A 13236-nucleotide genomic window follows, 5' to 3' on the forward strand; every position below is an offset into this window, starting at 1 on the left:
CCCGGTCATTCACAAAACGTGTTGTCTTCGCCGCGCCAACGCTTGATTAGCCAAAGCGCAAAGAAGAACGCAACAATCGAAAGTCCGCTCATGGCGTAATAGGCATGCGATCCGAAATGATCATAAAGCGGTCCCGATGCCCAGATCGCACTGCCAAGAAAAACACCCATGGATAATGTCGCCATCAGGCTTTGAGCCGATGTTGCCAGCTGGGTCGGTACCGCGCGTGCAATAAAGCTGACAGCCGCCAGATGGGTAATGCCAAATGTCATGGCGTGCAAGGGTTGCACCAGAACAATCAGCCAGAAATTATCGGTCATGCCTAGAACAGCCCAGCGCAGCACGCCTGACGCCGCTCCGATGGCAAACAAAATCCCCGGATGCCGACCGCGCACATATTTCCCGGCAAAGGCAAACAGGGCAATTTCGGCAATCACCCCGATGGACCAGAACGCCCCGATCACATCATGGGGATAGCCGACATTTTCCCAATGGACAGACGCAAAGCTATAATAGGTGCCGTGCGACCCTTGCGCAAAACCGATGCAGCCGAGATAAATCAGGAAAACGGGTTTGCGCAGCAGATAAATGATTGACGAACCGGACCGCAACGGACGGTCGGTTTGTGGATCGGGCATGCGAGTGACGATGGCAAAATTTACAATCCCGGCAATAAACAGCATCCAGACAATCCAGGCCGTAGATGTGCCGTCAAGAATCCATCCCGCGCCATAGGATGCCGCGATAAAGGCAAGCGATCCCCAAAGCCGAACCCGGCCGTAGTCAAGTTCCTTGGCCTTGCATTCATGAACCGTAATCGTTGTACCCAGTGGCAATAACGGTGCAAAGCTAAAGCCGATGATCACGGATAATCCGGCCAGCCACCAGAAATTGCTCGATACCGGAAAGGTAAGAACCGTAACGACATAAATCCCCGCCAGCCACAACATCGGTGTCTTACGATTGCCGGTGCGATCTGCGCGCTGCGCAATCAATGGGTCGGCAAAAACCCGAACCCAGTTGGGCAGGGACAGCAAAATACCGATCTCGCCCGCCGATAATCCCTGACTTTTCAACCAGACCGGCCAATAGGGCAGAAACACACCCTGAATAAGGAAAAGCCCCACGAAAAACAGCGCAAGCACGGTTGCGGTTTTCATACGCGGGTCGTCAAATGACGGAAGGACGTGCTTGTTGATCATGCCGTGATTTGCCGCCGTTTAAGACCACGCACGATGAACCGTGCGGGATGGATCGCATCCATCAGGGACTTTTCGAGCGGCAGGGGCATATTGCAAATCTCGCTGGCAATTATTTCGGCGGCAAGAGGGGCTGCGATCAGCCCACGCGCGCCAAATCCGGTACAGATATACACGTCTTTGTGGTAAGGCGCATCGATATATCGCGCCGCTTTTTTCCCTTTGTCTATATCGTGATAGGCCGAAAGATAGGCATCGTAATCCGGTGTTGGACCGATCATCGGCAGGTGATCCGGGGTTGTGGTCCGCAATGCCGCCCGACCTTCAAGTTTTATCGCTTCCAGCCTATCGGCAAGCTCGGGCAGGACGCGGCCCAACTGTCGGCGGTTATGGGCATGGTCAGTTTCGCGCAGGTCCGTCTGATCATCATTGCGATCAAATGTCGCACCAAAAACATGGATACCCGCACGCGCCGGTGTCAGGTAACCCTTGTGACTGAGCACGCAGCGAATTTTGGCATCGCCGTAGCATTCGCGCAATGCGCTGTCGTCAAAGTAACTGATCTGCCCGCGTACCGGGCGCAGATAGTCTGAAAGCCATGCGGTTTGATCAAGCCCCTTTGTTTCGGTCGCACCGGCAATGATCACGGCATCAAAGGGGCCAAATTCCTGCCCCCCAACCGAATGCAGGACCTTGTCCGTACCATATTCGGAAATTGCAGCAATCGGTGTGTTGGTGTGGCACTCGATCCCGCTGGCAAGACAGGTCACCAACGATGGTGGATTGACCCAGCCAGCACCAGGATAAAACAAGCCACCATGTGGCAGCGGCAACCCAAAGGCGCTACTCGCAGCTTCACGGTCCAGAACATGAACCAGATTGCGGCTGTCCGGCAGGCGCTGCATCATGCCTGCCTGACGCTCTTCGTCGCGCTGGCTGGAAATCAGATCCAATACGCCGCAAAAATCGGCTTCGATCTTCCCTGCTTCGGACAGGCTCCGCACCAGTCTTTGGCTGTATCGAAAGCCCGCTTCGTAAAAGCGTCCTGTTATGGCGTTATCAGCGGTGAAATAGGGTTCAAGCATCCCGATGGGATTGCCTGATGCCGCATTTGCCAAGCGTTCGGATTTTTCAAAAAGCGTAACCGCGCATCTGCGATTTTGAAGCGCCCGTGCACAGGCGGCCCCGGCCATGCCGCCGCCAATGATCGCGACACGTTTGTTATCCGTCACCTTTGGCAATACAAACCAAGGGTTTTCGTCCATTCCTTTGCCGCGATCTGCGTTTTCATCGGTCCCTTTCGGGGCAAGGCGGGCCGTGATCATATCGCGCTTATAGGCATATCCCTTGCGCTTGGCGACTTCAAACCCGGCCTGTTCCAGCCCGTCACGCACGATACGTGCTGCACTGAATGTCGAAAGGGTCGCGCCATCACGGCTTGATGCCGCGGCAAGGGCGGTGAACAATTCCGGTCGCCACATATCGGGATTGCGCGACGGGGCAAAACCGTCAAGGAACCAGCAATCGACCATTCCGTGATAATCGCGATAACAGTCAATCGCATCCCCGATCAGGAGTGTCAGCGTGACCGAACCATCGCCCAGATCAAACCGGTGCACACCGGGCAACATCGTTCCGGTTGGCCATTGTGTGACCAGTTGGTCAGAAATTTCGGCCAATTCCAGCCAGTTCTGATGCGCGCGCGCAATCGCATCACGCGTCAGCGGGAATTTCTCGACCGATACGAAATGAAGCCGTTTGGACCGCGCCGGGTCCTTTTGCCAGCAATCCCACGCGGCAAGGAAATTTAATCCTGTGCCAAAGCCGGTTTCACCAATCGTGAAATTCTCCCGGTTTTGCCATGCTTCGGGCAGGTTATTGCCCGAAACAAACACATATTGCGTTTCGGCCAATCCGTTTTTTGGATTGTAATAGATGTCGCCAAATTGCGGGGAAAAGGGGACGTTGCCTTCCCGCCATGTAATGCCGCCGGTTTGTCTCGCGGCTTCGGGCGATTGTTCATCTGCGCTCATGCAGACAATGCCTCGGCATCTTCTTTGGAAACCAGTGCCAGTGCCTCGCGCACCGTATCAACACCCGCGCCCTTGCGATGGGCATTTTCGCTTAAATACCGGCGCCATTGTTTGGCACCGCGCATCTGCTGAAACAGGCCAAGCATATGTCGCGTCACATGGCCAAGCGTCCCGTTGTTCGATTTCAGATGTTCGTCGATATAGGGCAACATCGCCTCTGCCACCTGATGACGGCTTAGGGGCTTTGTATCATCGCCATAAAAACGCCGATCCACATCCGAAAGCACATAGGGGTTCTGATAGGCTTCCCGCCCGATCATCACGCCGTCCACCTGTTTCAGATGTTCTTCGGTTTCATCCAGTGTCTTGATGCCGCCATTGATCAGGATTTCAAGTTCCGGCAATTCCTGTTTCAACTGGTAAACCAGATCATATTTAAGCGGCGGGACTTCGCGGTTTTCCTTGGGACTAAGCCCGTTCAGCCATGCCTTGCGGGCATGCACGATGAAAGTTCTGCACCCGGCATCCGCCACGGTTTCCACAAACCGTTTAAGCGATGGGTAATCTTCCTGATCGTCGATACCGATGCGGTTTTTAACCGTTACCGGTGCGTCGCTGGTGCCAATCATCGCTTTGACGCAATTTGCCACCACATCGGGGGTCGCCATCAGACAGGCACCAAATGCCCCGTTCTGCACGCGATCCGACGGACAACCGCAATTCAGGTTGATCTCGTCATAGGCATAATCATTGGCAATCTCGCAGGCACGCGCCAGATCATCGGGGTTGCTGCCGCCCAGTTGCAGGGCAACGGGATGCTCTGCCGTGTTATAGCGCAAATGCCGGGCCGCCCCACCATGGATGATCGCACCCGTGGTAACCATTTCGGTATAAAGCAGCGCATGCCGACTGATCTGCCGCAAGAAATAGCGATCATGCCGATCTGTCCAATCCATCATCGGGGCGACGGAAATACGCCGATTGACAGTCATACCGAGTTGTTCCTGAACCTGAGCACGTGAATGGGGTTGCCGATTTCCGGGCGCGGTCTTTATATATGTTCCGGGATTTAGGGTCAAAACCCATTCGGCGATGCATGGCTGCATCGCACATTGCGCGACATACAGGAAGCATTCATGATTACGGTCTATGGCATCAAAAACTGCGACACAGTCAAAAAATCCCTTAGATGGTTCGATGCCAAGGGGATTAATCACAAGTTTCATGATTTCCGCATTGACGGAATTGATGCCAAAACCATCGAAGGATGGCTTGCCGAAGTCGGCGGTAAAACCCTGATCAATAAACGCGGGCCAAGCTATCGTAATCTTTCCGATGGTGACAAGGCTGTGCTTGAAAATGACGATGCGGCCGCCGCCGTCATCCTTGCGGCCAATCCGACCGTGATCAAACGGCCGGTTGTCGATTTCGGCACAACCCGCACGGTTGCCTATGACGAAGGACGCTGGTCCGAACTGGCTGAGGCATGAGTGACAGGATGATGGACGCGATTGTGACTAAACCTGTCGTGCGCGGCGTGATCTTTGATTGTGATGGTGTTCTGGTTGATACCGAAAACCTGGCAAACAGGGTTCTGACCGATCTGCTGTGCGAATATGGCTGTGACATGACCCCGGCGCAAAGCCACCAATTCTTTATAGGTGGCACGCTGGCGGCTGTTGCACCCAAAATGGCCGAATCTTTTGGTGTGACCTTGCCTGACGACTGGATTAAGGAATGTTATGCCAGAACCTTCAAATCATTTGAAAAAGATTTGAAGCCATATCCAGACCTTGATCCTGTTCTCGACCTTCTGGATGCGAAGGGGATCCCGATGGCAATCGGTAGCAACGGCCCGCATGACAAAATGGATGTATCGCTTGGTAAGGTCGGGTTGCTGGATCGTTTTCGTGGTCGGATATGCTCCGCCCACGATGTGCAACATGCAAAACCGGCCCCCGATGTTTATTTGCTGGCTGCTGAAAAAATCGGTATCGACATCACCGAATGCGTGGTTATTGACGACAGCATCAGCGGCGTGCGCGCCGGTGTTGCATCGGGGGCCACGACAATCGGTCTGGTCGATCTGACATCGGCGGATGCTCTGCGCGGGGCAGGGGCGCATTATGTCGCAGAAAATCATCTGGCATTATGTGACTTTCTGGCTGATTGGCTTGCTTGACAAAAAAAAGGCGGCATCGCAATTGATGCCGCCCGTCCTCAAATCATCGAAATCTATATTTACCCGCCGATAACAATGCCTTCGCGTCGTGGATCTGCCCCGCCAATCAGACCCTGATCGGTAATCCGGATGATGTGCAAACCGGAATTAAGATCGCGGATCTCGGTTTTGAAACCGCGTTGCTGAAGGTATGGCTCAAGTGCCTCGGCCTCTGTTCCTGCCTCGATATCAAAGGTTCCGAACCGGTTGATCAGATGGGGCATGTTGATGGCCTGCTGCGGGTCCATGCTCCAGTCAATCATCCCGACTAGCGCCTGTGCGACATACCCGATAATCCGCGATCCGCCAGGTGACCCGGCGGCGATAACCGGTTTGCCTTCCTGCATGACGATTGTCGGTGCCATGGAAGAACGCGGGCGTTTGCCCGGTTCCAGCCGATTGGCAATCGGCACACCGTTGCTGTGTGTCTTGAACGAAAAATCGGTCAGTTCATTGTTCAACATAAAGCCGCGCACCATCAGGCGCGACCCAAAGCCGTTTTCAATGGTGGTGGTCATCGACACAACGTTACCCATGGCATCGACAATTGAAAAATGGCTGGTGCTGGGGAATTCGATTGCTTCATCATCGGCAAGCCGCATGGCGTGACTGAACGCGGGCATGCCCGGTTCCACACTTTCCAGCGCCTGGTCGCTTTCCAGAAGCTTCGATCTTTGTGCCAGATAATCCTTGTCCAGTAATCCGGTCAAAGGCATCGGCACAAAATCGATATCAGCCATATATCGCCCGCGATCAGCAAAGGCCAAACGTGATGCATCACCAATCAATCGCCAGCTTTCCGGCGATTTGGGGCCAAAATCACCAATATCAAACGGTTCGATCAGCCCAAGTATCTGCCCGACCGTCAGGGCACCGGATGATGGCGGGCCCATTCCACATATTTCATATCCGCGATAATCGGCGCAAACCGGATCACGTTCCTTGACAGTATAATTGGCAAGGTCTTTCAGGGACAGAACACCGGGGTTCCAGCTTGCCCCCTGAACCTTGTTAATGATGTCATTGGCAATCGGCCCAAAATAGAACCCGTCAGTACCGTTTTGTGCCAACGCTTTAAGGGTATTGGCATATTCCGGGTTTTTCAGAAGCGCACCTTCTTCAAGCGGCGCGCCATTGCTGTCAAAGAAATAGCCCTTTGCGGTATCATCGCGTGAGAGCTTTTCGGCATCCTCGGCGATCAGTCCGGCAAGGCGAGGGGAGACATTAAAACCGATTTCGGCGCGTTCTATGGCAGGGGACAGCAATGAGGGCCATTCCAGTTGACCCCATTTTTCGTGGGCTACTTTCAGTAATGCTGGTGTTCCCGGTGTCCCGACGGACCGACCGCCGACAACAGCATCATAAAATTCCATTGGTTCGCCTGTTTCGGTCTGAAACAGGGGCGGTGTGGCGGCCATCGGCGCCGTTTCGCGGCCATCCATGGTTGTCAGCTTGCCGCTGCGTGCATCAAAATAAACCAGAAAGGCACCGCCCCCCAGTCCCGACGACTGTGGCTCAACTAGTCCAAGCATCGTCTGAACGGCGACCATGGCATCAATAGCATTGCCGCCGCGACGAAGCACATTTGCACCAGCTTCAACCGCCAGCGGGTTGGCCGCCGTAACCATCCAGTTCGGCGCGCGAACAGCGTCGCGATGTGAGACCGGCGATGTCGCACTTTCGGGTGCAATCGCATCCGTGGCCTGTTGTGCGTTGGCCGGCAGTGTCAGCAATATCGCCGTTGCACTGCTCAGCAGAAAGGACCGCAGACGGAAACCTTTGATCATGTGGGGCATGTCACCAACCTTTTTGTTGTGGTTCTGATGGCCCATGCTTCCAGAAATGGTGGTGATTGAAAAGAAAACAGTTGGGGACGTTCAGAAAAACAAAAGGCAGAATGCGCTAACATCCTGCCTTTAAAATGAATTCGTTTTTTGTAATCAATCAGGCTGCGGACTTCTTTGAGGTACTGTCCTGTTTTTCGATTACGTTTTTTTCAAGCCATTTAGCAATTTGGGATGCTGCTTTTTCCCATTTTGCGTCAAGCATCATCGCGTGTGCGATATCATCAAGCAGAATGCAATCCGCGCCCAAACGCTTCGCGGTATGATTGACTAGCTCGCTTTGAATGATCTCATCATTGCGTGCCCCGATGGCCAGTATCGGCGGCAGATCTGTTTGCGATAGAAACACAGGATTGGCGCCCATCATATCCATCAGGGCGCGGTGGCTTTCCGTTTCAAGGCGACCGAAATAAATCATGCCTTCGTCCTCGGCGATGTCGGGCGACAGCATGGCACGCCCAAGTCTGTCTCGCAGCAGGGTGTGCGGTCCTATTGCCTGAAGCCAGAACATCTGAAGATAAAGATCGGGCTTTGCCATCACCATCATGGCGTTGCTGGCAAGAAGGCCTTCCGGTGGGACGGATGCCATCAGTACCGCAGCGGCGGCCTTATGTTTTTCAAGATATTTCTGGATGATGTAACCACCCATCGAATGCCCGATCAGGATCGGCTTCTGTCCCAGCGTATCGACAACGGTTTCAAGGTCTTCGACATAATCATCAATTGACGCCAGACTGCGCAGGTCGCGTCCGCCGCTGCCACCATGGCCGCGAAGTGAAAACGAGATGGTTTCAAACCCCTGATCGGCAAACCAGGTCAGGAAATGCTCGTTCCAGCACCAGGCACCGGTAAACGCACCATGGACGAAAACAATCGGGGTTTTAGATTTGGGCTTGCTGCCTGGGTTACGGCGAAAAATTTCCAATTCGGGACTCATGGCAGGCCTCCTGCATGCGAATTGTGTAGGGATCCATATAATCTAACATGAAAATCGACAATTCACATCCGCAGCATTCGTTTGGATAGAGTATGGTCATACAATTGTATTGAAAATAGCCCCGAAATTGATTGCCGGTGATTGTCAGTGCCGACTGCTTTGCATATGATCCTAAGGGGATAGTCGGTATCGGTCACATTCGCGATGAACCGGTAAAACGATGAAAACGAGAGCATGGAAAAGCTGGGGTAGATGGTAGAATTATCGGTGGTCGGTATTCTTGCGGGGCTTGATCAAGCCGCACTTGCGGATGTCGAACGGCACATCAATCGAAAAACATTTTCGGCCGGTGCGCAGATCATTGAACCGGAATCGGACAGTTCGGATGTCTATCTGATCCTGTCGGGTAAGGTCAGGATCGTGAATTATTCGCTATCGGGACGTGAAATCACGCTGGAGGAAATCGGGGTCGGCGGCTGTGTCGGCCATCTTTCGGCCATCGATGGAGAACCCCGTTCGGCTTGTGTGCTGGCCGTTACCAATACCGATGTTGCCATTGTCAGTCCTGCCAATTTCGAAAAAGTCGTCAAGAACCACCCATCTGTCGCTTGGAATGTCATTCATGAACTCGCGCGTATCGTGCGGACGTCGACCCGGCGGATTGTCGATGTCAGTACCCTTGGCGCGAACGAACGTGTCGTGGCGGAAATTCTGCGCTGCGCACAGATCGCGATTGCAGGGGACGGATCGGCAACGTTAAACCCGGTGCCGGTTCATTCCGACATTGCCGGGCGTGTCAGCACATCGCGCGAAACGGTTGCGCGTGTTATGGGCAGTCTGGCGCGTAAGGGACTGGTGACCAAAAATGATACCGGTCTTTACGTTCCCGATGTACGACGTCTGGAAGAATTCCTGAGTGAGTCGATCCATTGATTTAATCAGGTCGGTTGCGAAATGATGAAATGTCGACAGAAAGTCGAAATTGTTTCGTCAATTGTGACGGGTGTCACAGAAACCTTTGACCGTACAGGATAGAAAAACATGGTGACGGGCATTTAAATGGTCCGGAACATCTCCCCCAAGAGAGTTTACTGGCCGTACAATTTTTTGTACGGCCATTTTTTTTGCGTTTGATCATGGCGCGCCCAGCTACCGGTCTATAAAGTATCGCCAGTTTAAGGCTTTATAAAATCAGGAAACATCTTCATGCGGTTATCTGTTGTTTTGGCGGGGCTCAATGGGGCAATTGCCGTCGCACTTGGTGCGTTCGCAACCCACGGCATGGCAGGCGAAGAAATGAGCCACGCCCGTGATCTTGTCGAAACTGCCGCACATTATCAGCTGGTTCATGCTGTGGGGGTTGCTGCCATCGCAGCCCTTGCCCATCAGGTGCCCGATGAACGGCTTTTGCGCTGGGCGGCATATGCAATGCTGGCAGGTATTTTATTCTTCTGCGGAGCGCTTTATGTCATTGCCTTTGCCGGGATAAGCGCCTTTGGCATGGTGGCCCCAATTGGCGGGCTGTCTTTCATTGCCGGCTGGCTGATGCTGGCGGGGGCAGGCTGGAAAAGATTTTCAGCCTGACAGGAGTTGGGGCGTTTCACCAAGTTCACCAGACAATAAAAAAGACGCGACCCGAAGGTCACGTCTTTTTTTAAATTCCGATAACCTAATCAGCCGAGGCTGAAAGATTACTTCATTTTCGCTTCTTTGAACTCGACGTGCTTGCGCACGACCGGGTCGTACTTGCGAAACGAGAATTTCTCGGTGGTATTCCGCGGGTTCTTCTTAACGACGTAGAAGTAACCGGTGTCAGCGGTGCTTACCAACTTTACGAGGATCGAAGCGGGCTTCGCCATATCTCAGCTTCCTGTGTTCAGGTGTATCTCAGGCCGCGGAACATAAAGGTTATGCGCCGGGTGTCAAGCCATTTTGGCAAAAATAATGCCATTTTTATTGCGAGGCAAAGGTATCGGCAATCTCATTGATCGGCAACTGAGCCAAATCCTTGTAACCCGGGAGGTTTTTGATCAATTCAAGCGCGATATCAATGTCGTTTTCATCAATGCCCTGACGGGCCGGGCACACCTTTCTAAGGTCCTGTCGTGCCTGTTCGTTCTGATAATCAAGCTTGCGCCATTTTGTCATCACGGCGACCATGTCATCGCGATGGGCCAATGCAGATTTGATCTGTTCATCCGGACCAACTCCGTCGGCGGTTGTGCAGATCGACGGGAAAAGTCCGATACGATCAAATGTGTAACCGGATGGAGCCGTCATCTGTGACCATGTAAAGGTCAGGGTACCCTTGTTCGAAAGATCATTGATCGCCTGAACCGATCCCTTGCCAAAACTGGTCGACCCGATCAGGACGGCGCGATTGCGGTCCTGAAGGGCCGCGGCGACCAGTTCGGCCGATGATGCCGTTCTTCCGTCAATCAGAACCACAAGCGGCGCACCGCGGGTCAGGTCCTCGGCATCGGCTTTGAAGATATGGCGCGCGGCCATCACGCGTGATCGGGTATTGGCAATCGGGCCACCGGCAATAAACAGATCGGCAACCTCCACACCCTGCTGCAAAAGCCCGCCACGATTGCCGCGAAGGTCAAGGATCACCCCACGCAAACCACCGGGATAAAGATCGGCCTTCAGGATTTCATCGCCAAGCGCCTGTGCCGTCGCGCTGTTAAAACTGGCGATCCGCGCAATCAGAATATTGTCGCGAATTTCGGCAAAAACGGTCCGGCCGATAACGCGTTCTCGCATGATTTCAACCGGTGTGACGACCGGGCTATCGGCCCCATTGATCTCGATTGAAACACGTGTGCCTTCCTCGCCATGCAAAAGGTCGCTGGCGTAGGAGGCGGTCCGGTTATAAAGGTTGATCCCGTTCACCGAAATCAGTTGATCGCCTATATTAAGGCCTGCCCTGGCCGCCGGGCTGTCTTCGTGCACTTTCTTGATGACCGGATATCCATCGCCACCAATCAGTCGCACGCCAACCCCGATATAACCATCGCGTCGTGTTCGCGCCGTTTCGGCCTGGCTGGGACCCTCGTAACGGCTGTATCGATCAAGATTCTTGATTGATCCACTGACAAGGGCCGATTGTACCGAAAGCGGATCGGCATGGCGCAAGTCTGGTGAATAAACCCGGTAAATGCCAACGCCCTTAAGCGTCAGCTCCGTCCACAAAAGGGTGTCCTGTTCTTCACTATCGGCAGCGGGCAGGGCAAGATTGCGAACGGTTTTACCGTTATATCCAAGGATGATTTCGTCAGGTGTCATGCCGATGCGAATGTTCGGATCAATGGTCGAAAGCCCGTCAAGCGCATTGACAACGATCTGTTCACGGCCAATTGGATCAATATATCGGGTCGCGACCAGTTCGATGGTTTGTGACATCACATCGCGGGTCTGCGCATCATCACTTGAAATGATCACATCCGCACGCTGGGTCACACACCCGGCCAGCAAAAGGCAAATGCCAACCATCCCGGCAACACGCTTTATAGGGCGTAAAGCCGGACGGAAAGAAACAGTATCGAAGTCCTGCGTGGCTGATGCCAAAATGTGCTCAATCCGAAAGGAGATGGATCAACGTAAAAGTCATTCTACTGCGAATGATGTGCAGTCGACAATGACTATCCCTTGATCTTCATCGCCCACTGGGTTCCAAGCACCGCCCCCTTGATAAAGGGCAGGAAGCCGAGGCAAAGCAAAACAGTGATCGGTAGCCAGACCGACAGTTGCAGCGCCATGGATGGCTGCATGGATTGCTCCATCGTAAGCGCCCCGCCAACAACGATATGGCCGACAATGAAAATCGTGAAATAGGGCGGTGCATCATCACAGCGATATTCGCCGATCGGATGCGCACAGCAATCACATTCCTGACGCAGCTTCAGATACCCGCCAAACGCAAGTCCATGCCCGCAATTGGGGCATTTCCGGCGGAAACCACGGCTAAGACCGGTCAGCAGGCGCGACCCGCTGCTTTGTTCACTATATTCTGGCTGCATGGTGGCATTCGTTCCTGTTTTTTGATCCAGCCCCTTGATCGGGCCGAAAAAAAGGGGCATTGAAACGGATATCTATCATCATGAAGTTGAAGTGATCGGGCAAGTGCTTTTCTGGCATGGCTGAAAACCCTGCGAAACGCCGTTATAATACCGACTCTTTGATACTGATGTCTTCAACCCGGTACAGGAGCGCCCAGATGGGGAATGCAGACGATATCGTCGCCCGACTGAAACAGGATTTCATTGAAGACACTCTGGAACGCGCAGACCGCATCGAAACCACCATTGATCGTGTTGCCGGCGGTATGGACAAGGCTGATGTTGGCATCGCCGAACTGCGGCGCGAAGCCCACACAGTCAAAGGTCTGGCCGGATCGTTCGGTTTCCCGCTTGTCGGAGCTATCGCGCACCGCATGGAAGATTACATCGCCGAACTGACTGAAATTGATGATCTCGAAGCCGCATCGCTTGTCGATTTCACGACATGGATCCGCGAAATCATCGAAAGCGGGACCAATCCCCCGGCGGAGGAAGAAACCCGCATTCTGCGCTCATTGCCGACCCGAAGTGCAAAAAAGGGGGATGAGGATAACGTCTCGAACACGCCAACAGCGCATGACAAGGAAGTTCTGATTGTCACTGCAACCACGGTTCAGGCGCACTTTCTGCAACGCGAATTGCGCGAAAAGGGGTTCCGGACCATCACCGCACGTAACGCAGTCGAAGCATTCGAGACCGTCGTGCAATCGCGCCCGGATGCAATCATCACTGCGGCGGTCCTTGATGGTCTAAGCGGGATCGAACTGATCCGCGCCCTTGCCGCAATGAAAACCATGAAGGACAAGGCGCTTGGCCTTCTGACCAGCTTCGAGGCATCCCACCCCGATCTGGAAGGTCTGCCATCAAATGTTGTGATCATTTCAAACCGGGGCAAGCAGACAGCCGAGCATCTGGCAAAGTTCATTGAAACGCTTGACTGA

General features: G+C 53.6%; 13 protein-coding genes. 5 read left to right on the forward strand and 8 right to left on the reverse strand.

The window, feature by feature from the left end:
* Positions 1 to 5: 5 nt before the first annotated feature.
* From P8T57_RS18270 to dusA, 3 genes are read right to left on the reverse strand one after another with little or no spacing between them, the layout of a single operon-like run.
* A complete protein-coding gene (locus P8T57_RS18270) occupies positions 6 to 1202 on the reverse strand; it encodes a 3-phenylpropionate MFS transporter (protein ID WP_341363940.1) in 1197 nt (398 codons plus the stop codon).
* The gene (mnmC, locus tag P8T57_RS18275; RefSeq protein WP_341363941.1) at positions 1199 to 3232 is read right to left on the reverse strand and encodes a bifunctional tRNA (5-methylaminomethyl-2-thiouridine)(34)-methyltransferase MnmD/FAD-dependent 5-carboxymethylaminomethyl-2-thiouridine(34) oxidoreductase MnmC; all 2034 of its coding nucleotides are present in this window, start codon (positions 3230 to 3232) and stop codon (positions 1199 to 1201) included. Before mnmC ends, P8T57_RS18270 begins: the two co-directional genes overlap by 4 nt.
* Complete coding sequence (dusA, locus tag P8T57_RS18280) at positions 3229 to 4224, reverse strand: tRNA dihydrouridine(20/20a) synthase DusA (protein ID WP_341363942.1); 996 nt, start codon at positions 4222 to 4224, stop codon at positions 3229 to 3231. The genes mnmC and dusA overlap by 4 nt, the downstream gene beginning before the upstream one ends.
* Positions 4225 to 4368: 144 nt before the next feature.
* Between dusA and P8T57_RS18285 the strand changes: the two genes are divergently transcribed.
* Both P8T57_RS18285 and P8T57_RS18290 read left to right on the forward strand, forming a co-directional pair.
* Positions 4369 to 4722 (forward strand): ArsC/Spx/MgsR family protein, encoded by a 354-nt coding sequence (locus tag P8T57_RS18285; protein WP_341363943.1) that lies wholly within the window; start codon positions 4369 to 4371, stop codon positions 4720 to 4722.
* On the forward strand, positions 4719 to 5414 hold the full coding sequence (locus tag P8T57_RS18290) for an HAD family phosphatase (RefSeq protein ID WP_341363944.1): 696 nt from the start codon (positions 4719 to 4721) through the stop codon (positions 5412 to 5414). The genes P8T57_RS18285 and P8T57_RS18290 overlap by 4 nt, the downstream gene beginning before the upstream one ends.
* A 59-nt stretch (positions 5415 to 5473) precedes the next feature.
* Here the strand turns inward: P8T57_RS18290 and ggt are convergent, their stop codons facing one another.
* Both ggt and P8T57_RS18300 read right to left on the reverse strand, forming a co-directional pair.
* Entirely contained in the window at positions 5474 to 7249 is a 1776-nt protein-coding gene (gene ggt, locus P8T57_RS18295; RefSeq protein WP_341363945.1) for a gamma-glutamyltransferase, read from the reverse strand.
* A 148-nt stretch (positions 7250 to 7397) separates the two neighbouring features.
* Positions 7398 to 8234, reverse strand: a complete 837-nt coding sequence (locus P8T57_RS18300; RefSeq protein ID WP_341363946.1) for an alpha/beta hydrolase — start codon at positions 8232 to 8234, stop codon at positions 7398 to 7400.
* A 252-nt stretch (positions 8235 to 8486) separates the two neighbouring features.
* On the opposite strand from P8T57_RS18300, the gene P8T57_RS18305 reads away from it, so the two are divergent.
* On the forward strand, positions 8487 to 9167 hold the full coding sequence (locus tag P8T57_RS18305) for a Crp/Fnr family transcriptional regulator (protein WP_341363947.1): 681 nt from the start codon (positions 8487 to 8489) through the stop codon (positions 9165 to 9167).
* A gap of 273 nt (positions 9168 to 9440) precedes the next feature.
* Entirely contained in the window at positions 9441 to 9818 is a 378-nt protein-coding gene (locus P8T57_RS18310; protein ID WP_037987571.1) for a DUF423 domain-containing protein, read from the forward strand.
* A 107-nt stretch (positions 9819 to 9925) separates the two neighbouring features.
* Here the strand turns inward: P8T57_RS18310 and rpmG are convergent, their stop codons facing one another.
* The 3 genes from rpmG to P8T57_RS18325 all read right to left on the reverse strand — a co-directional run bounded on the left by rpmG (position 9926) and on the right by P8T57_RS18325 (position 12316).
* Positions 9926 to 10093: a 50S ribosomal protein L33 gene (gene rpmG, locus P8T57_RS18315; protein ID WP_007089918.1), complete on the reverse strand. Its 168-nt coding sequence runs from the start codon at positions 10091 to 10093 to the stop codon at positions 9926 to 9928.
* Between the two features lie 94 nt (positions 10094 to 10187).
* Entirely contained in the window at positions 10188 to 11804 is a 1617-nt protein-coding gene (locus P8T57_RS18320; protein WP_341363948.1) for a S41 family peptidase, read from the reverse strand.
* Positions 11805 to 11878: 74 nt separating this feature from the next.
* On the reverse strand, positions 11879 to 12316 hold the full coding sequence (locus P8T57_RS18325) for a DUF983 domain-containing protein (RefSeq protein ID WP_007089916.1): 438 nt from the start codon (positions 12314 to 12316) through the stop codon (positions 11879 to 11881).
* A gap of 137 nt (positions 12317 to 12453) precedes the next feature.
* Here P8T57_RS18325 and P8T57_RS18330 point away from each other — a divergent pair, with 137 nt between their 5' ends.
* Complete coding sequence (locus P8T57_RS18330; protein WP_341363949.1) at positions 12454 to 13236, forward strand: Hpt domain-containing protein; 783 nt, start codon at positions 12454 to 12456, stop codon at positions 13234 to 13236.

The sequence above is a fragment of the Thalassospira sp. SN3W genome, from assembly GCF_038070535.1.
GTDB lineage: Bacteria > Pseudomonadota > Alphaproteobacteria > Rhodospirillales > Thalassospiraceae > Thalassospira > Thalassospira xiamenensis.